Here is a 20,186-nt window from a genome sequence, read left to right as displayed (position 1 = left end):
CATGACCAACCCGCTCGTCATCTTCATGCCCTCGGGCAAGCGCGGCCATTTCGCGCCGGGCACCCCCGTTCTGACGGCGGCGCGTCAACTTGGCGTCGACCTCGACTCCGTCTGCGGCGGGCGGGGCATCTGCTCCAAATGCCAGGTGCAGCCGGGCGAAGGCACCTTCTCGAAACTGGGGGTGACGGTCGCGCCGGGCGCCCTGTCCGAATTCAACGCGGTCGAGCAACGCTACGACGAAAAGCGTGGGCTGAAACCCGGGCGTCGGCTTGGCTGTCAGGCCTGCATCCAGGGCGATGTCGTCCTTGATGTGCCCCCCGAAAGCCAGGTCCACCGGCAGGTCGTGCGCAAGGCGGCCAGCGACAAGCCCATCGTGATGGACCCGGCTACGCGGCTGCATTTTGTCACCGTCGAAGAGCCCGACATGGACGCCCCGACCGGCGATCTGGAGCGGTTACGCGGCGCGCTGGCGACCGAATGGGACCTGCACGACCTCACCCTGCCCCTGCCCTTGCTTCGCAGCCTGCAACCCGTTCTGCGTCAAGGAAAATGGCAGGTTACCGTGGCCGTCAACCACGACGAGAACACGGTGACCGCTCTCTATCCCGGCCTGCGGGATGCGCCGCTCTTCGGTCTGGCGATCGATCTGGGCTCCACCACCATCGCGGCGCATTTGTGCGACCTCTCGACGGGCGAAGTCCGCGCTTCGGGCGGTGTCATGAACCCGCAGATCCGCTTTGGCGAAGACCTGATGAGCCGGGTCAGCTATTCCATGATGAATCCCGGCGGCGACGTTGAGATGACGACGGTCGTGCGCGCCGCTCTCGACACGCTGGCCACCGAACTCGCGGCCGAGGCCGGGATCACGGCGACCGACATCGTCGAGGCGGTGATCGTCTGCAACCCGGTGATGCACCACCTGCTTCTGGGGATCGACCCGGTGGAATTGGGCCAATCGCCCTTCGCGCTGGCCACGTCCGACGCGCTGCGCCTTGGGGCGCGCGACATCGACATGGGCGCCGTCGCGCCCGCCGCGCGGGTCTACATCCTGCCCTGCATCGCGGGCCATGTGGGCGCAGATGCCGCCGCCGTCGCGCTGGCCGAAGCGCCGGATCAAGCCGACGCGCTGACCCTGATCGTGGATGTGGGCACCAATGCCGAGATCATTCTGGGCAACCGCGACCGCCTTCTGGCCTGTTCGTCGCCAACCGGCCCCGCGTTCGAGGGCGCGCAAATCAGCTCGGGCCAGCGGGCCGCGCCCGGGGCCATCGAACGGGTGCAGATCGACCCCGTGACCAAGGAGCCGCGCTTCCGCGTCATCGGCAGCGACCTGTGGTCGGACGATCCGGGCTTCGCCGCGGCGACCGAAGGCTCGGGCATCACGGGCATCTGCGGATCGGGCATCATCGAGGCTGTGGCCGAAATGCGCACGGCGGGCATCGTCGATGCCAACGGCCTGATCGGTAGCGCGGAACAGACCGGCACACCGCGATCCGAGCCGACGGGGCGCACCCATGGCTATCTTCTCTGGGAAGGCGACGACCGCCGGATCATGGTGACCCAAGGCGATATCCGCGCGATCCAGCTTGCGAAATCCGCGCTTTATGCAGGTGCGCGGCTTCTGATGGATGAGGCGGGCGTCGACGGCGTCGAGAAGATCACGCTGGCCGGGGCCTTTGGCGCGCATATCTCGCCCCACCACGCGATGGTTCTGGGGATGATCCCCGACGCCGCGCTGGACAAGGTGACGAGTGCCGGGAACGCGGCGGGCCACGGCGCGCGTATGGCGCTCTGCAACCGAGCCGCGCGGGGTCATATCGAAGCGCTGGTCCGCCGGATCGAAAAGATCGAGACCGCCGTCGCCCCCCGTTTTCAGGAGCATTTCGTGGCGGCCAACGCGATTCCCCATGCGACGGCCCCTTTCCCGCATCTGCCCACCCTGCCGGACGTGAACTTCAACACCGCATCCGAGGGGCGTGCCCGGGGGCGTCGTCGCCGTTGATCACAGGCGGATGACCTCGCCCCCCGCCGCTTCGGCATCGGCTTCGTCGTGGGTGACCATCAGGACGGGAACGCGGGCGGCACGGGCGCGATCAAAGACAAGGCGGCGCATCTGGTCGCGCAGGCCGGTGTCGAGTTTGGAGAACGGCTCATCCAGCAGAAGCGCCGCGGGCCGCGACAACAGCGTCCGCATCAGGGCCACGCGGGCCGCCTGACCCCCCGACAGGGTGGCGGGGTCGCGGGGGCCGAAACCTGCAAGATCAACATCTTCCAGCGCGGTCTTCACTAGGTCGCGCCGCATCGCCCGGCTCTCGCCCCGGGGCAGACCGAAGGCAAGGTTGGCCGCCACGCTCAGATGCGGGAAGAGCAGCGGATCCTGGTAGAGGATGCCGATATGACGCGCCTCGGGCGGCAGACCGGCCAGGTCGCGCCCCTTCAGGATGACACGTCCCGAGGTGCGGAAGGCGGGCGGCAGATCGCCCATCACGAGGCTCAGCAAGGTCGATTTGCCCGACCCGGACGGCCCCATCAGCGTCAGCACATCGCCCGGCGCGACGGATGCCGACACCGACAGCAGGCGCGTGCCGTCCTTTTCGATGGTCACGGCGTCAAAGCACAGCCCGTCAGACATGGAGCATCCCCCGCCGGTTGCGGAAGACGACCGCCGGGACGATCAGGGCCAGCATGAAGGGCACCAGCGCCGCCCCCGCCTGCCCCAGGCCCCAGACGCCGATGGCCCGCCGGTCGCCGCCCGACGACAAGGCCACCGCCTCGGTCGCGAGCGTCGGAACCCGTCCGCCGCCCAGAAGCAGCGTCACGAGGTATTGGCCGACCGACACGGCCACGCCCACGGCCACCGCCGTCAGGAGCGGGCCCAGCAACATCGGCAGGCGCAGCCGCCAGAGGGTGCGATTGGGCGTGGCCCCGAGGCCGGATGCGACCCGCGCCAGTCGGACGTCCCAGGCCCGGAACGGTCCGGCCAGAGACAGGAACACATAGGGCAGGACAAAAACTACATGCCCCGCCAGCACCAGCCAGACCGACGGCCCGAACCCGAGCGACAGGGGCAGAAGCTGCAACCCCGGCAGGAAGGCCACCTGCGGCACCAGAAGCGGCAGGTAGAGCAGCCAGAGCGCCCGCTGGCCCAGGGTCAGGCCGAAGCGGTGTTCGGCCTCGAGGCAGCCGATGACAAGGATGACCGAGACGAGCGTCGCCCCTGCCGCCAGCGTCAGGGTGCGCAAGGCGACCGCGCCCATCTCGGGGCCAAATCGCGACCAGCTGCGCATCGTCAGGGCATCGGGCAGCATGTCGGGAAAGGTCCAGAGGGCGGCGACCGACCAGACCGCCAGCGCGCCAAGCCCCGCCAGCACCATCGCCGCCGATCCGCCCGCCAGCAGAAGGCCCGCCAAGCGCGCCGGGCTTTCGGGCAGGCCCCGGCCCGACCAGATCCAGGCGCGGCCAAGGCGGGCGGCCAACCGCTCGCCCGCCCACCAGAGCGCCAGCACGGCGACGGTCGCGGCGAACAGGATCAACCCGCCCGCCGCCGCCACCGCGCGAAAGGCCAGGTCCGGGTCCGTCATCCAGCGGGTCACCTGCACCGATAGGGTGACGGGGGTGGAGGGGCCGAGGATGACCGCCACGTCCACGTTCGTCATGCCGAAGACCAGCACCACCAGAACCGGCAGGCGCACCTGCGCATAGACCGAAGGAAAGACCGCCTTGAGCCAACCCGCGATGCGCCCCTGCCCCAGCGACCGCGCGACGCGCAGGCGGGGGCCCACCTCGGCCTGCGGCAAGGCGGCCAACATCATCAGCAGGAGAAACGGCAGCTCCTTGGCGATCAGCCCGGCGGTCAGCGACAGGCCCCAGGCGTCGTTCAGGATCAGCAGGTCCGGCGCCTGATCCCACCCCAGAAGGTTCGCCGGGATCCGCAGGATCCAGCCCGAGGGCGCGATCAGGAACGCAAGGCCAAGGGCCGCCGCCGCGTGCGGCACGGCCAACAGCGGCGACAGAACCCGCTCCATCCATCCGAAGGCCGCCGTCCCGTGCCATCCCGCCAGGATCAGCGTCGCCCCGATGAGCGCGCCCAAGGTGCTCAGCACCCCCGACAGGACCGAGACGGCCAGCGCCCGGGGCAACCCCGGCCAGTCGAGCGCATGGGCCAGCGGCGCATCGGCCCCGGGCACAAGGAACCCGAAGGCGGGCAGGACCGTGCCGATCAGACCGAAGGCGACCGGCCCCAGAAGGACCATCGTCGTCAGGAGCGGCAGCGGGCGCAGCACCTATTGCGCGACGCCGTAGCGCGCGACCCAGTCTTCGGCCAGACGGGTGGCCCAGCTCGGGTGCGGCTCGGGCAGGGCCTGGCCCAGTTGGGCGGGCGACAGGGTCGCGACACCAAGGTCCAGCGCGTCGAAGGCGGCGCGATCCTCGGGGCTCAGCTTGTCCATGTCCAGAACGGTGCCATAGCCCAGAATGTCGGGCGTCTGCGCGCGCAGCTGCGCCTCGGGGGACAGCAGGATATTGGCCACGACCATCGCCCCCTCCTTGGCAGAGGAATTGTAGGGGATCGCCACGAAGCTGGCGTTACCGATGGTCCCGCCCTCCAGCACATAGGTCCGGACCGTGTCGGGCAGTTCGAAATTGGCGATGGCTGTCGTCGCCTCGCCGGGCGAGAAGCTGAACGCAAGGTCCACTTCGCCGTCATTGATCAGCTGGAACTGCCGCGGCCCGTTTTCGGGATAGGCCCGCCCCTGACGCCAGAGGGCCGGGCGCATCTGGTCCAGCACCTCCCAGAGGATGGCGGTGTCGTCGGCATAGCTCTCGCCCACGGGGTCCTGAAGGATGGCCGGATCGGGCACCAGCTCGATCAGCATCTGCTTGAGGAAGGTCGTGCCCAGAAAGTCGGGCGGCTGCGGATAGGTGAACCGCCCCGGATTCTCGCCCACCCATTCCAGAAGCGCGTCGGCGGACTTGGGCGGCGATTTCACCCGCGCGCTGTCATAGACGACGACCAGCTGCGCCATGGCCCAGGGGCTCTCGTAGCCTTCGGTCGGGACCGTGAAGTCGGAGGTCACGGTCTTGCCCTCCACGTCCACGAAACGCCAATTGGGCAATTGCTCGGCGAAGGGGCCGAACAGCAGGTCCGCCTCTTTCATGGAGGCGAAATTGGCCCCGTTGATCCAGATCATGTCGACCGACCCGTCGGTGTCGCGCCCGGCCTGTTGTTCGGTGAGGACGGCGCCCACGGCATCGGCGGTGTCCGACAGCTTGACATGCTCCAGCGTCACCCCCTGCTCGGCGGCACGTTCGCCGATCCAGGCGATGAAATCGTTGGTCGCCGTCGATCCGCCCCAGGCGTGCCAATAGACGGTCTGACCCTTTGCGGCCTCGGTCACCGCCTGCCAATCGGCGGGATCGGGGTCGGCGAAGGCGGGGGCCGCCAGAAGCGCGGCAAGAACGAGCGGGGCAAATCGGGACATGGGTCTTCTTTCAGGTCAATTGATGTCGGGCATTGGCAACCCGCGCCACCGCCGTCAACAGGCAGAGCGCGCCGAACACCCAGGCGAGGGCGGCAAAATGCGCGGGAAACAGGCAGAGGAGGACGAAAAAGACGATGGTCTCCGTCCCCTCCAGCAGGCCGGCGGAATAGTAGAGCGACTTCTGCCCCTGCGCGGTCGTGGCCAGCCCGCGCTTTTCGGCCATTATGGCGAGACCCAGGAAACTGGCCCCGTTCACATAGAAGGCCAGCAGCAGGAAGGCCGCCGCAATCGCATTGTCCGGGTCGAGGATGGCAAAACCGAAGGGCACCGCGCCGTAGAACACGAAATCGCACCAGATATCGAGGTAGCCGCCGAAATCCGTCTTGGAGGTCGCCCGCGCCACGGCCCCGTCCAACCCATCCATCAGCCGCGAGGCCAGCAACGGGATCAGCGCCCACTCCGGCGCGCCAAGGGCCACCACAAGCGCCGCGATCAGCCCGAGCGCCAGACCCGCCAGCGTCACCCGGTCCGCCGTCCAGCCCCGGCGCGCCAGCGCGCGGCCCAGCCAATTCAACGGCGGATCGATCAGGGGGCGAACACGGGCGTCAAGCATCGCATCTCTCGGGTCGGACGTCTGCCCCGGGGTGCCTGAGCGGGCGCGGTCCTGCAAGGCACGAAACTGTGAGACCTGGGCGGCTTGCCGCTCAGCCTGCGGCCCGGAGCCGGGTCATCGCCCCCGCCGACAGGAGCAGCATCGCGGTCGCCGCCGCCAGCGCCGCAGGCAGGCCGCCAAGCTGATACATCACGCCTGACATCAGCGTCCCGAACAGACGCCCCCCGGCATTGGCCATGTAGTAGAACCCCACATCCATCGTGACCCGCCCTGCCCCCGCATAGTCGAGGATCAGGAACGAATGGAGCGACGAGTTGACCGCGAACACCGCGCCAAACACCAGAAGCCCGCCCAGAATGACCAGCGTCCAGCCCGGCGTCAGCAGCGCCGTCATCGCCAGCGCCCCGGTCACAAGCGCAAGGATCAGCACCCAGGTCAGCGCCGAGGTCGCCGCCCCGCGCACGACGCGCGGTGCCCCCGCCTGCACCGCGCCGTAAAAGATGATCCAGAGCGCCATGAACCCGCCGGTGAAAAAGAACGCGCGTTCGGGCGGCATGCCCGCCGACAGGGACGCCTGAAGCCAGATCGGCAGGGCCACCACAAACCAGACATCGCGCGCCCCGAACAGGAACAGCCGCGCCGCCGCCAGCCAGTTGATCCGGGCATCCCGGCTGAAGACCTGGGTGATCCGCGCGCCCTTGTCGCGAACCGACAGGCCCGCAGGCAGGAAGGCGACGATCGCGACCAGGATGAGGGCAAGACCCGACGCCATGAGATAGAGCGCAGGCGCAAAGCCCACTCCGCCCAGAAGCGCCGCGCCAACGAAGAACCCCGCGCCCTTGACCGCGTTCTTCGATCCGGTCAGCGCGGCGACCCAGCGGAACAACCCCTGCCCCGGCGGGGCCAGCAGCTTGACCGCCGATTTCGAGGCCGTCTTGGCCAGATCCTTGGCCACCCCCGACGCGCCCTGCACCAGCATCACGAAGGCGACCGAGGTGGCGACCGCCCAGGCCGGGTCGAACTGCGCCAATGCGACCAGCGCCGCGACCTGCAACACCAGCCCCGCGATCAGCGTCGCCGCCAGCCCGAAACGCGCGGCCAGCCAGCCGGCCGTCAGGTTGGTGACGATCCCCGCGACTTCGTAGAGGACGAACAGCCCGGCCAGCTGGACCGGCGTGAACCCGAGGCGGTGGAACTGCAACAGGACGAGCATCCGCAGCGCCCCGTCGGTCAGCATGAACGCCCAATAGGCGCCCGTGACGGCCGCATAGCCGCGCAGAGATGGTCCGGCCTGCATCACCCTTGGATCACCCGTTGGTCACCCACAGATCATACGTGAAATATCGGCCAGTCGCGCGGCATATCCGAACTCGTTATCGTACCAGGCATAGAGCTTCAGATGCGTGCCCTGCACCACCAGCGTGGACGGCCCGTCGACCACCACAGACCGCCGCTCGTTGAGGAAATCCGACGAGACAAGCGGCCGATCCTCCAGCCCCAGAATACCCGCCATCGCCCCGGCCTCGGCGGTGCGGAAAGCTGCGTTGACCTCTTCCACGGTGACCTCGCGTGCCATTTCGAAAGCACAGTCGGTCAACGAGGCATTGAGCAAGGGCACCCGCACCGCATGGCCCATCAGACGGCCCTCGAGGTCGGGAAAGATGTCCATGATCGCCTTGGCCGACCCTGTCGTCGTCGGCACAAGGTTCAGGAGGGCAGACCGCGCGCGGCGGGCATCCTTGTGGGGCCGGTCCACCATGGTCTGCGTGTTGGTCACATCGTGAATAGTCGTGAAACTGCCGTGCCTTATGCCGAACGCCTCGCGCAGGACGGCGATCACCGGGGCCAGACAATTGGTCGTGCAACTGGCCGCCGTCAGAAGGCGCTGCGACCCGTCATAAAGGTGATGATTGACCCCGTAGACGAGGTTCAGCGCATCCGCGTCCTTGACCGGCGCCGACACCACGACGCGGGACACACCGGCGTCCCAATAGGGGGCGATCGTCCTGGCGGTCTTGAAGACGCCGGTGCAGTCGATGACCAGATCGACGCCCTCCAGCGGCAGATCCTCGATCCGCCTGTTGGTGGTCAAGGGAATGCTGTCGTCCCCCAGGATCAGCCTGTCGTCCTCGGCCCGGCAGGCGCGACTCCAGCGTCCGTGAACGCTGTCGAATTCCATCAGGAGCGCGTGCTGTTCGGCATCGCCCATGGCATCGTTGACGCCCACGATTTCGACCTGACCCGGCGTCTCGAGCAGATCGCGCAAGGCCAGTTTTCCGATCCGCCCCAAACCGTTGAGAAATACTTTCATGTCCGTCCCCGTCCACCTGTGCCCGCGCCTAAGGCCGGGACGTAACAGCTTCATGACAGACCCGCGCCCCCTTCCCAAGCCGGGCACGGCGGTGTAGCGAGCGCGGGCGTCGGGGGTGTGGCCGAGCGGTCGAAGGCACCGGTCTTGAAAACCGGCAGGCGTGAAAGCGTCTCGTGGGTTCGAATCCCACCGCCCCCGCCACTTGCACAGTGCAAACCCGATCTCGCCTCCCCCGCGGCACGGGGTCCGGTGTCCGTGGATCGGTTCCGGGCGGATCGGGCGAGCGGTCAAAAATGAGGCAAACCCAGGGTCGATGCCGTGGACCGACGGTCCCTGGATCGGCGCGTCATTGCCAAAGGTCGGTTTCTGTCGCAGGATTTGCCAATCATCTGTGGGGGATGAACATGACAGGACCGATCGACACGCGTGGGGTCGAGGTGCAGCAGCCTCTGTCGCCACCCGAATGGTATTCCCGCCTGTGCGGGCAGCACCGCAGCTTTTTCGCGGGCAGGCTATCCCTTCTCCATGACGCGGTGCTTGCCGCGCGGCGGGATGGGCTGGAGCAGCTTGTCCCCATCATCCTGGCTCTGGGGGTCGATGTCGCCGAGATCCGGGCGCAGTTGGGAAGACACGTCTGGCGCAAGCTCCACCATGCCGACGAGGACGTGAATTTCCGTCGGGTCCTGATCTGGCTGCGGTTCGAAGGGGGAGCGGCGTGGGACGAGATCGTCACCGTGCCGCAGACGCATCTGCGGTCCTGCCGGAATGCGGTCGACTGGCCAACGGCGCGCTATGCGGCGCGCCTGGCCGACGTCGGCAGGTTTCTTCAGGTGTCGATGCTGTATCGCGATACGATCAAGATGGGGGGCGCGCCGCGCGACGGGTGGAGCCTGAAACGGCTCAAGCGTGAACACGATCGCCGGGCGGTCAGCCTGGCCATCAATGACGCCGACTCCGGGACATGGGCGCCCGCATATACGGTCACCGTCGGCGACTACGTTTTCACGCGACTGACCTCGGACCGCGATCTAGTGCGCGAAGGGAAGACGCAGCGCCACTGCGTCGCGACCTTTCGCGAGGATGCACGGCGCGGGGCCTGCGTCGTGATGGCCTGCACCGGGGCAGAACGGGCAACGCTCAGGTTCGGACGCTCCGGCGACCGCGAACTGGGCGGCTTTGCCAACTCACAGGTTTCCGCCGAATGTCTCGCGGCATCATTGCAGGCACAACGGGAATTCGAGCGCAGCCAGGGATTGCGGTCACATTCTTGCCCCAGTTAGCGGATGATTTCGCATATTTCTGCCATTTTGGACGATCATAACCGGATCAGTAGCCGTTTGTTCATTCCGGGTGGTCAACGTGCCCGATGTCTCTTCTTGGCCTGTTCCACCCATCAAAGGTGTGATCGCGGCGTTTCATTACGTCGATGACGAACTCCGCCCCTGCATCGGGCAGGACGACGTGTCAGACCATGCCCCTGCCGCCGCGGAAACGCTCGCCCTCTGGACGGCCGCACAAGGCCTCGGCAAGGCGTCGATCATGATGCTGAAGTCCGACGGACGCGTGCATCTGGCGGCCGCGACCGGCGGTTTGATCGTCGAGGCGCAGGACACGCTGAACATCGGCCTGATGCGCGCATCGAGCAAGACGCTCGCGCCTGCGCGACCCGACCATCGCACATCTTTCAAATTGCCGAGCGACGATCGTTTCCGGCGAGCGTTCTGGGCGGTTGTCAGCAGGCTTCACGCATCGGTCCTGCCCCGGACCTTTGCCTTCGAACTGGCGCAGGCGCAGGGGACGATTTCCGTCGCGGATGGGTCCTTGCGGTTTGACGGGGATTTCACGGACCCGGCGACCTTTGTTGCGGCCCTGCGCAAGGCCTGTACCGGGAAGAAGGCCGTGCGATACACCCTTGCCGACGATGACGGACCGCAAGACGCCCCGCCGTTCACGTTGTCGGACTTGCTGGCGCAGGTCACGGACGAGTCGGGGTCGGGCGAATTCGTCTTCGATGCCGACGGATGGCCGCTTGCGTCGGCTGCCGGATCGGATTTCGCGACCGTGCAGGCCCTGTCGGCGATCGCTGCGGGACTCCTCGGGCGCAATCGGGAGACCTCGTCCATTTCCGTCCTGTCGGACAGCAATTCGGTCATCCTGACCGGGACCACATCATCCGAAGGATACGCGTCCTTCAATCTGAAATGATCTTCCGGGCCACGGGCCAAGGCGCTGCTTCCCCCGGGTGCAACCTTTGCGAAGACCGCCTCGATGGCACCGAAATTGGGGGCGGCGTCAGGACGATGTGTCTAGGCGCAGCGCTCTTGCGAAATCTGGAACGTTGGTGATGCTCAAAAACAAAGAACTCTCAGAATTCCTCAAACCGCAAGGCAAGGTGAATTACCCCGATGCTGAGTTGGTCCGGAACTGCCAGGCGGAACTTGCGGACGCCCTGGATCGGCTGGAACGGCTATCGAACCCGGACACCGCCGCAACGATCCAGAACCTGAAATCCGAGCTGGCCGCGTTTTCCGCGCGCATTTCCCTGATTGGTCAGGTCAAGGCCGGAAAGACCGCTTTGACCAACGCCTTGATCGGCATTCCCGATCTCTTGCCGTCGGACGTGAACCCCTGGACGTCGGTCATCACGTCGATCCACATCAATACCCCGCAGCCGCATGGCAAGAATGCGATATTCAAGTTCTTCACCAGGGAAGAATGGCAGAACCTGATCACCGTCAATGGCGAATTGGGCGAGCAGTCCGGGCGTGCCAACCAGGATGACGAACTGGCGGAACTGCGCGCGCAGGTCACCGCAATGCAGCGCCGCACAGAGGCGCGCCTTGGGCACAACTTCGGCATGCTGCTCGATGGATATCACAGTTTCCTCGGGTTTTCGCCCGAGATGATCAAGAAATACGTCTGTCTGGGTGATGACGACGCCCAGAACGAAGGCCGATATGCCGATGTCACGCGCTCGGCCCAGATCTATATCAAAAACGAAAACTACACTCTCCCGACCGTTCTTTATGACACTCCGGGCGTCAATGATCCGTTTCTCCTGCGCGAGGCAATGACCCTCGCCAATCTGAGCGAAACGGATATCTGCGTGGTCGTTCTCAGCGCCCACCAGGCGTTCAGCACGGTGGATGTCGGTCTGCTGCGTATCCTGTTGGCGCTCAAGCACAAAGAGTTGGTGCTTTTTGTCAATCGCATAGACGAACTCGAGGATCCGGACCGGCAGATCATCGAAATCGACACCTTTATCCGCGACCTTCTGGCAGAGCAGGACCTGCCGCGCGAATTGCCGATCGTGTTCGGAAGTGCCGCCTGGGCGGAACTGGCCTCCGCCGGTCAGACAGAGATGATCGATACGGCAAACGAAGACCGCCTGGCCCAATTCGCGGTGGCGCGCTCGACCCGCATCGCCGGCTCCAGCGTCACGCTTCTGGAAGATGCAAAACCGGGATCGGCACAAATGGCCGCGACCAAGACATTCGATCTGTCCGGTCTCCATGAATTGCAGGCCATCCTCGCAGAGAAGAGTGCCGCGAATGTCGGGCGGCCAAAGCTGGACTCCGTTCGCAGTCGCGCCCTCGATATCTCGCGGCAGTCGTTGATCTATTTGCAGCAGGCCGCCAAATCGACGTCGTCCCTGCGCGCAGATCTCGACTTCGACGCCTTTATCGATGATCTCGACAACACGATGAAAGAGGCGGACGAGGCCTGCAATGTCATCGCCCATGATCTTTCCGAAAAAGTGCTGTTCCTGATGTCTTCGACATTCCGTGATTTCATGCTGTCCGGCAAGGCTAGCCTGAAAGCGCATCTGGCCGAAAACAAGGACATCAAGGAATGGCGTCCGGACAGCGACAAGCTGCGGCGTGACCTGAATTTGGCGCATGACGAATTCGTCAAAGCGGCCCCGCGTCAGGTCGACAGGGTATTCTCGGAGACCGCCACAAAAATCGAAAGAATATACGCGACGGTGCTGGAAGACAGCACAAGGCTCTTTGCCGTCGCGCCGCCTGTATCCGCAAGTCCCAAGACCCCCGTATCCCTGATGCGCACGATGAAGATCGACTTTCAGACCGGTTGGGTCAAAAGCTGGTTCGCCCAGAAGTTCAATCAGGACAGCTATATCAAGAAATTCGAAACGATCAGCCGAACCGAAATGAAGAGAACCCTCAAGGAGATGGAAGACGTCTACGTCATCGAATTCCTCAAAGAGGTTCGGACACAGCTTTTCGAATTCCTGTCCGAACACATTCGGACCTTGCAGAACCTGTCCTTGTTGGGAGGTGAGGCACAGCGCCTTCAGGTAATGCGGCAATTGGGCGTCGACACCGAGGTTCGTCATCGCATTGCCGAATTGCAGAATGTCGTCGCGCAGTTGGAAACGCTGTTCCAGCCATCGGTCGAACCGGAAATGCTGCGGTCCGGGTCGGTTGCCACCTCATGAGCGAACTTCCCGTCGAAACCCGCTCGATTCTCGAAGCCTGGTTCAGTCAAAAGCCGGTGTTTGCCCTGATGGGAGAATACAGCGCGGGCAAATCAACTCTCCTGAACCTGTTGTTGGGAAACGATTTCCTGCCGACCCAGGTCACGGCGACGAACATGCCCGTGGTCTGGTTGACCTATGGTGAAACCCGAACGGGCCAAGCGCTGACCCGCGACGGACAACTGACCGAATTCGACATCGACAAATTCCGGGAAGCGGGCGAGAAGAACGTTCTTCTGCTTCGAATTTCGCTGCCTGCCGAGATCCTCAAGACGACGGATATCGTGGATACGCCCGGCATTTCGGACCCGCGACTGGCCGCGGGGGCCCTCAGCTTTCTGAGCCGCTACCTCGATTTCGCGATCTGGTGCAGCGCGGCCAATCAGGCCTGGCGCCAGTCGGAAAAGGCAATGTGGACGGCAATGCCCGCGCAATTGCAGGCGAACAGTCTGATGGCCCTGACCCGTTCCGACCTGCTCAAAAGCTCTGACGGACTTCGAAAGGTCCTGAAGCGGTGCAGGAGCGAGGCCGGTGAATTCTTTCGGGATGTCGTCCCGATCGCGACGGTGTCGGCCCTGGCGGCGCGGTCCGCCGATGGCAAGACATTCGATCTGGATCGATGGGTTGCAAGCCATGCCGACCTTTTCCTTGCGGAATTGAACGCATCGATTTCCACGGCAATTACCGCTTGCGATATCCGTGAATTGCGCGAGGTACCTAAACCGACAATTGTCACGCCCGCGAAAACAGAAACCAAAACGGCCCCGAAATCCGCCAACCCCGCTGCGGAGAAAGCGCCCGAAAAAACCACCCGGAAAAAGCCGGGCGGCAGATCGACGACAAGGGCGACGGCGAAACCGAAAAGAGCAAAAACCAAATCCACTGTCGCGAAATCCGAAACGTCGGTTAGCACGCGTGTGTCATCAATGATCGCTTCCCTCCGTGAATTGCGGACGGATGAAGGACAAAAATCCTCAAATGAGCATCTTAATGACACATTAAACCATCTTTTCACCACGTTTTTCAGTGATTTAGAAGTATCCGAAGATCATCGGGCAGTCTTTGCCCGCTCGATGCTCCTGGGACGGCCTGGCGATGCGCCAGTCAATGCGGTGATCGTGCAGTTGGAAAGAGAACTTGAAGATTTCACGGAAAGCGCTTGGTTCGCATTGGACCAAAATCACTGAAACCCTGATCGGAAGGTCTGTTGTCTCAGAGGACAATTCACAGGACGTTCCCACTCTAAAACCTGAAACCAAGGAAGATACTAAAATGGCAAATACGGATATTTCCAGCCTCACCGAAATCGCTGGCTTCATCGGTGCATGTCTCGTCGACAGCGATACCGGCCTGATGATGGCATCGGAGGGCGGTGGTACGCTCGACCTGGACGCGGCCGGCGCTGCGAACACCGAAGTCGTGAAGGCCAAGCTGGCCGCGATCGAGATGCTGGGTCTGGACGACCACATCGACGACATCCTGATCACGCTGGGCAAGCAGTTCCACCTGATCCGGCCGCTGGCCAAGACGCCGACGGTGTTCCTCTATGTCGCCCTGGACAAGAAGGCTGCCAACCTCGGCATGGCCCGCGTCCAGGTCAAGAAGGCCGAAGAAAAGATCTCTCTCTGATCCACAACGCTTTGGCAGACCGTATCTGATCCGGTCTGCCGATCTCACGACCTGCAGCTGGACCCCTTCCGATGACTCTGGAAATTCCCGAAGCTATTTTCGACTTCTTTTCGGGATCGCAGATTCCCTTGACGCTCAGTGATCCCCGGCTTCCGAACGAGCCGCTGATCCTGGCCAACGAAGCCTTCTATCGGATGAGCGGGTATTCCGCCAAAGAGGCGCTCGGGGCCAATTGCCGATTCATGCAGGGCAAGGAAACGCAGAAATCGTCGCGCAACACCATCCGCGGAGATTTCGCGGCAAACCGGGACACGAAGGTCCTGATCCGCAACTATCGGAAATCCGGTGAGGCGTTCGACAACTTCCTCTACATCTTCTCGGTCTTCGACAGCACCGAAACGCCGTTGTTCCGCATCGGTTCGCAGTTCGAGGTGCCGGCTCTCTTTCGCGCCAAGGCATTTCAGGACCATGCCTCAGAATTGCTGAACGGTCTGAAAGCCGTCAACGACAGCGGTGAGCTTGCCCGAAATCAAATGATCGAGACCGGCGCGCTGGTCGGTGCATCGGTCAAATCGGTCCTGATGGCACGGCTGGAGACCCTTCGGTTCAACTGAAGGTCGTCCTGCGGGCGGCCAGCGACGCCTTGAAACCGTCGCGCCGCGACAGGTCTGTTTTCGACGGCAATGCAATGGCTTCCGTCGACGGCAAAGATACCGCCTAGGAAGCCCCCTCCTCCGATCCGCCCCGCCGGATCTGCGCGAGGATCGTCTCCGTATCGGCGTCGAGGTCCCGAATTGTGCCGCGGGGGCGATGCGCACCGCTCTGACCGATCCGGAACGGCAGTCCCGGCACGGTCAACCCGCTCTGCTCATCCTGCCAGAGATAGCCCCGCGCCTTGCTGTGCGGTGTCTCCAGGCTTTCCGGCAACGTCCGTACCTTCGCGACTGGCACACCACAGGCCAGCAGATGGGTTTCCCACGCGTCGGCGGTCCGCTGTGCCAGGACCTCGATCAGGGCTTCCTCAAGGGCGGGTGCGTTCCGATTTCGGATGCGGCGGTCCGCAAACCGCTGATCGTCGAGCCATTCGGCCCGGCCAAGCCCGATGGCCAGCGCGCGAAACTGGCTCTCCTCGTTGACGCCAAGGCTCAGCACACCCTCCTTGCAGGGAAAGCTTCCGGCCCCGGGGCTGCGGCTGTTGGCGGCGTTTCCACGGGCGGCGGGCACGTTTCCCGTCGCCACGAAGTCGGTGATCGTCGAACTCATCAGCGTATAGGCCGTGTCGAGCATCGACACGTCGATGAAGGTGCCCTTGCCCGTCTTCTCCCGCTCGAACAGCGCCGCCGCGATGGCGAAACCGGCGGCCAGTGCGACGGAATAATCCATGATCGGCGCGCCGGTGCGCAGCGGTCCGGTGTCCTTCGTGCCGGTCAGAGTCATGATCCCCGAGGTCGCCTGAATGTTGACGTCATAGGCAGGCGCATCTTCGTTCGGGCCGCCACGCCCGTAGCCCGTCATCGCGCAATGGATCAGCCGGGGGTTCAGCGCCAGCGTGCGCCCTTCGTCGAGGTCGAGCGCGCGGAGCGTGGCGGGGCGATGGTTCTCCACGAACACATCGGCAGAGCGGAGCAGGTCCCGCATCGCCCCCCTGCCCTCCGTGCTTTCCAGGTCCAGGGTGATCGCGGCTTTACCCGCGGCCTGCGTCACATAGGCGGTGCTCATGCCCCGGGCGGCGCGGGCGGGATCGGTTCCGCCCCGGTGGCGCATGGCGTCGCCGCGCAGGGGGCGTTCGACCTTGATGACCTCCGCGCCCAGAAGGCCAAGGTAGTAGGCGCAGGCTGGACCGGCCAGAACGTGGGTGAAGTCGATCACCCGGACGCCGGTCAGCGGGCTGCTCATGCCTTGTCCTTTCCGACATAGATCGGGCTGGACCATGCGACATGGCCGTCTTCGAACGCGACGCGTGCAAAGATCGCCCGTTCCCCGGTGTCGGGGATCGCGATCTCGCGAGAGACCGTGACGTGCTTCTTGGCAAGGGCAACCGGAAGCCGCTGGACCGAAAGCGATTTGTCGATGCCCCCGCACTCCAGAACGGTAAGGTCCAGACCGATATCCGAAAGCGGCAGGGCAAGGGTGCCGAGATTGGTCTCGATCTCGATCCGGGCCCCCGCGTCTTCGCGCGAAAGCCAGACATCGATGGCGGAAAAACCGCCTGTCGTGACCGTCACCCAATCGATCACATCGGGGGCCGTCAATCGCGGTTGCTTGTCGGGGTTGTAGTAGTTCACGGCCGCGATCCGGGATGCCTCGGCCCCGGTCAGGCGCGCCTGCCCCGTCCACTTGACCAGACGTCCACGCCCGCGGGTTTCCTGACCCTTGCAGATGATCCGCAGCCGCGCGCCCAGATCGGCGTCCGTGAAGGGCCGGATCGTCTCGGTCAGCGTGGTGCCATCGAACAGGTCCACCCTCTCGACCGGCGACGGGGCCGAAACCTCCATCTCGAACCGTACCGTGTCTTCTGCGGTGCGAACGATATCGCCCATGATGGCCGTGGGTTGGTGGGTGAAGCTCTCCGGCTCGAAATCGGGGTTGCGGTGGAAGACGCGGGCGGGCGCTGCGAACTCCAGACGGGTCGACAGGAACAGGCGCGCGCCGGTGGTGGCGTAGTGGTGACGGCGGCGAAACGCCTCGAACAGGGCATCGCGGCTCAGCTCCGGCAAGAGGTGACAGGTCAGACCGCCATAGGAGCCGAACTTCGCGTCGCCCGGATAGCTGGCACCGGGGCGGCCCTTGTGCCCGTCGCTGCCCGCGACGATGCCGATGCGGTGGCCGTTCTCCAGGCTTTGCTCGACGATCCAGTCGAAGGTCCCCCAGGAGGAATGGACCTCTACCGAAGGCTCCAGCCGCGCATCATGGGCATAGGACACATCGGCAAAGCGTCCCCCGACGTGGGGCACGACGATGACGTCCTCGCCCTGAAGCGCCTCGAACAGGTCCTTGACGTCGTGGCAGTCGGTTTCCGGGCGGCTTTCGTCCGAAATCAACGCCCGGCTGGAGCGATAGATGGGTCGCCCCTCGCTCCGGTACCAGATGTTGTGATCGCCGCCGAGACCCGTATTGCCCGACCATTCGTAGCCAGGCAGGCACAGGAACTCGCCTTCCACGTTGAACTCGGCGGCCAGCGAATTGATCTCGTCCCAGAAGGCGTCCGTCACCTGGAAATCGTTTGCCTGGTGGCCGGTGATGTCGACGAAACTTCGGTCACGGGCGAATGTGAAGTATTCCCGCGCCGTGCCCGTCCCGATGCTTTCGCCGGACTGCCCGTGCATGTCGGACCAGAAATGCGCAACGGGGCTGTCGGCGATGCGCAGCGGGTTCGACGTCGCCAGAAGGGTGTCGCCGTCCGACACCTCGACCGCGTAGTCCCCGGGCGTGTCCAGCGAAAGGTCGTTCACGATGGCCGAGAATTGCCCGCGTTCCAACGTGACCGAGGACGGCAGGCCGTCGATCCGCGGGGTCGCGGTCAGGTTGAGCGTTCCGGCGAATTGATCGCTCGGATTACCCCACCGATCCTCGGCCTTCACGATCAGGCGGAACGGCTCTCCGGGGCGGCGCAGCGTCGGCAGAAGCGCCTTCCAGACCACTGCGGGGCCGGGAACGATGGCGACGGTCGGCTGACGCTCTTCGAGGATCGGGGTATAGTCGACCGAGGCAAAGGCATCGACCGTCACTCGAAACTGGAACGCGCTTTCGCAATGGGTCTGCATCCGCACGCCGGGGCCGCCCTGACGGGTGTCGCCGATGCGAAAGGTCAGCGTGTCGTCAGGCCGCAGGAAACCCTTGCAGAGCACCGTGATGCAATTGCCCCAAGGGCGGATGTTGCGCTTGTAGTCGAAGCGATACTCGATCGGCGCACCGTTCGACGCCTCGACCGTCAGGTAGCCCGGCGCCTCGGGGTCGGTGGTTTGCAGCGGCGTCATGTCCGAATGGGTCCGCATCGCCACGCGGACGCCCCCCAGATCGTCGATGCCGAACTTGCCGGCCGTATAGACAAGCGTGAAATGCGTCATCGACCCGGCCACGACCGGGGCGGCATCGACCAGTTCGGCGTGACCCATCAGGTCCATGCGATAGGAATGATCAGGCATCTTTCAGCGAAGCCTCCTTTGCTTGCCGGTTGAGCGTCCTTGCCCGGAAGACAAGGGCCGCAACGCCGACGACGAGAAACAGGAGCGCGACCGGCCGCGTCACGAAGATCAGCAGGCCGTTCTGCGACAGCAGCAGCGACTGGCGGAACGTCTCCTCTGCGCCGCCCGCCAGCACGAAGCTGATGACGAAGGCGGCCGGGTTGAAGTCGAACTTCTTCATCAGCCAGCCGCCGAACCCGGCGATGACCATGACCAGCACGTCAAAGAGGTTCCCGCGCGACGCGAAGGCGGCGATGAAGGCGGTCAGGAAGATGATCGGATACAGCACCTTGACCGGGATGCGGGTGATGAACCGCCCGACCCAGGCCGCGCCGAAATAGCCGATGATGCCGTACATCGCGATGCCGATCAGGCCGCAGGCGAACAGGCTGAAGATCAACTCGCGCGAGGTGATGAAGAGGGTCGGGCCGATCTGGATGCCGTGGATCAGGAAGACGCCCATCAGGATCGCCCCGATGGTCGACCCCGGGATGCCCAGGGTCAGAAGCGGCGCCATGGACGGGCCGGAAACGGCGTTGTTGGCGGCCTCGGGGGCTGCGACACCTTCCAGCGCGCCATGGCCCCATTCCCCGGGGTTCTTCGCGTGGCGCTTCCCCTCGCCATAGGCCACGAACGCCGCGATGGACGAGCCGAGGCCGGGCAGAACCCCGATGAAAGACCCGATCAGCGACGATCTGGCAACATGCGGCAGGCACGGGCGATATTCGGACCAGGTCAGACGGTTGCGGGCCTTTCCCTCGGGCCCGTCCGCATCCTCGATGATTTTGACGGGCGCGTTGCGCTGCTCGATCTGGGAAAAGACCTCGCCCAGGACGAAAATGCCGATCATCAGGGGCACCAGCGACACGCCATTGGTCAGGTCGAACAGGCCGAAAGTGAACCGGTCTTTGGCGGAAATCGGGTCCAGTCCGATCGTGTTGACCAGAACCCCAAGCGCCGCCGAGGCCAGTCCGCGCGTGATGGATTTGCCGATGACCGATCCGATCACGACGAAGGCCGCGAAGTAGATCGCGAACAGTTCCGGCGGACCCAGGCTCAGCGCAACGGCGGCAATCGCGCCGACGCCTACGATGAGCAGGATGTCCCCCGTGAAGTCGCCGATCACCGACGAAATCGTCGCCACCTTCATCGCCTTCGACGCCATGCCGCGCCGGGCCAGGGGATAGCCGTCGATCTGAGTCGCGGCCGACGCGGCGGTGCCGGGCGTATTGAAGAGGATGGCAGAGATCGACCCGCCGTAGCGGCCCGATTTTCCGATCACGTACAGAAACGCGAGCGCCGAAATCGGCTCCATGTAAAAGGTCAGCGGCAGCAGCATCGCAATCGCCGCCGAGGCGGTCAGGCCGGGAATCGCGCCCGCGATCATACCGACGACGGCGGCGGCAAGAACCCAGGCCATCAGGGCGGGATCGGTCAGGACGCTGCCGAGGGCGAGGAAGATGTCCATGCC

General features: G+C 64.6%; 16 protein-coding genes and 1 tRNA gene. 8 read left to right on the top strand and 9 right to left on the bottom strand.

What is annotated here, in order from left to right:
• The first annotated feature begins 1 nt into the window (after position 1).
• Complete coding sequence (locus BM002_RS00985; protein WP_092776384.1) at positions 2–2,002, top strand: ASKHA domain-containing protein; 2,001 nt, start codon at positions 2–4, stop codon at positions 2,000–2,002.
• Here the strand turns inward: BM002_RS00985 and BM002_RS00980 are convergent, their stop codons facing one another.
• The 6 genes from BM002_RS00980 to BM002_RS00955 form a co-directional block, all read right to left on the bottom strand.
• Positions 2,003–2,632, bottom strand: a complete 630-nt coding sequence (locus tag BM002_RS00980) for an ATP-binding cassette domain-containing protein (protein WP_092776381.1) — start codon at positions 2,630–2,632, stop codon at positions 2,003–2,005. It lies immediately after the preceding gene.
• Entirely contained in the window at positions 2,625–4,283 is a 1,659-nt protein-coding gene (locus BM002_RS00975; protein ID WP_342707288.1) for an ABC transporter permease, read from the bottom strand. The genes BM002_RS00980 and BM002_RS00975 overlap by 8 nt, the downstream gene beginning before the upstream one ends.
• Entirely contained in the window at positions 4,284–5,480 is a 1,197-nt protein-coding gene (locus BM002_RS00970; RefSeq protein ID WP_092776378.1) for an ABC transporter substrate-binding protein, read from the bottom strand. It lies immediately after the preceding gene.
• 10 nt (positions 5,481–5,490) lie between these two features.
• Positions 5,491–6,093 carry a CDP-alcohol phosphatidyltransferase family protein gene (locus BM002_RS00965; RefSeq protein ID WP_092776375.1) on the bottom strand — a complete coding sequence of 201 codons (603 nt, stop codon included), beginning with the start codon at positions 6,091–6,093 and terminating at the stop codon, positions 5,491–5,493.
• 91 nt (positions 6,094–6,184) lie between these two features.
• Complete coding sequence (gene arsJ, locus BM002_RS00960) at positions 6,185–7,390, bottom strand: organoarsenical effux MFS transporter ArsJ (protein ID WP_092776372.1); 1,206 nt, start codon at positions 7,388–7,390, stop codon at positions 6,185–6,187.
• 21 nt (positions 7,391–7,411) lie between these two features.
• A complete protein-coding gene (locus BM002_RS00955; protein ID WP_092776369.1) occupies positions 7,412–8,404 on the bottom strand; it encodes an ArsJ-associated glyceraldehyde-3-phosphate dehydrogenase in 993 nt (330 codons plus the stop codon).
• Between the two features lie 111 nt (positions 8,405–8,515).
• Between BM002_RS00955 and BM002_RS00950 the strand changes: the two genes are divergently transcribed.
• From BM002_RS00950 to BM002_RS00920, 7 genes are all read left to right on the top strand, one after another.
• A tRNA-Ser gene (locus BM002_RS00950) sits at positions 8,516–8,605 on the top strand.
• A gap of 203 nt (positions 8,606–8,808) precedes the next feature.
• On the top strand, positions 8,809–9,684 hold the full coding sequence (locus BM002_RS00945; RefSeq protein WP_175484764.1) for a PcfJ domain-containing protein: 876 nt from the start codon (positions 8,809–8,811) through the stop codon (positions 9,682–9,684).
• Positions 9,685–9,805: 121 nt separating this feature from the next.
• Positions 9,806–10,609 (top strand): hypothetical protein, encoded by an 804-nt coding sequence (locus tag BM002_RS00940; protein ID WP_092776363.1) that lies wholly within the window; start codon positions 9,806–9,808, stop codon positions 10,607–10,609.
• 139 nt (positions 10,610–10,748) lie between these two features.
• Complete coding sequence (locus tag BM002_RS00935) at positions 10,749–12,863, top strand: dynamin family protein (RefSeq protein WP_139212201.1); 2,115 nt, start codon at positions 10,749–10,751, stop codon at positions 12,861–12,863.
• Entirely contained in the window at positions 12,860–14,089 is a 1,230-nt protein-coding gene (locus BM002_RS00930) for a dynamin family protein (RefSeq protein WP_092776357.1), read from the top strand. The genes BM002_RS00935 and BM002_RS00930 overlap by 4 nt, the downstream gene beginning before the upstream one ends.
• Before the next feature lie 85 nt (positions 14,090–14,174).
• Positions 14,175–14,531: a roadblock/LC7 domain-containing protein gene (locus BM002_RS00925; RefSeq protein ID WP_092776354.1), complete on the top strand. Its 357-nt coding sequence runs from the start codon at positions 14,175–14,177 to the stop codon at positions 14,529–14,531.
• Positions 14,532–14,659: 128 nt separating this feature from the next.
• A complete protein-coding gene (locus BM002_RS00920) occupies positions 14,660–15,145 on the top strand; it encodes a PAS domain-containing protein (RefSeq protein ID WP_175484763.1) in 486 nt (161 codons plus the stop codon).
• A gap of 103 nt (positions 15,146–15,248) precedes the next feature.
• On the opposite strand, the gene BM002_RS00915 is transcribed toward BM002_RS00920, so the two are convergent.
• Genes BM002_RS00915 through BM002_RS00905 form a run of 3 tightly spaced genes read right to left on the bottom strand, consistent with a single transcriptional unit; the run spans position 15,249 to position 20,183 of the window.
• Positions 15,249–16,427 carry a CaiB/BaiF CoA transferase family protein gene (locus tag BM002_RS00915; RefSeq protein ID WP_092776348.1) on the bottom strand — a complete coding sequence of 393 codons (1,179 nt, stop codon included), beginning with the start codon at positions 16,425–16,427 and terminating at the stop codon, positions 15,249–15,251.
• The gene (locus BM002_RS00910) at positions 16,424–18,676 is read right to left on the bottom strand and encodes a DUF3604 domain-containing protein (RefSeq protein ID WP_139212199.1); all 2,253 of its coding nucleotides are present in this window, start codon (positions 18,674–18,676) and stop codon (positions 16,424–16,426) included. The genes BM002_RS00915 and BM002_RS00910 overlap by 4 nt, the downstream gene beginning before the upstream one ends.
• Complete coding sequence (locus BM002_RS00905; protein WP_092776342.1) at positions 18,669–20,183, bottom strand: tripartite tricarboxylate transporter permease; 1,515 nt, start codon at positions 20,181–20,183, stop codon at positions 18,669–18,671. The genes BM002_RS00910 and BM002_RS00905 overlap by 8 nt, the downstream gene beginning before the upstream one ends.
• Positions 20,184–20,186: the final 3 nt, after the last annotated feature.

The organism is Jannaschia pohangensis (genome assembly GCF_900113875.1).
Classification (GTDB): Bacteria; Pseudomonadota; Alphaproteobacteria; order Rhodobacterales; family Rhodobacteraceae; genus Jannaschia; species Jannaschia pohangensis.
The sequence above is the reverse complement of the archived record's forward strand: the minus strand, read 5'-3'. Positions and strand labels throughout refer to the sequence as shown.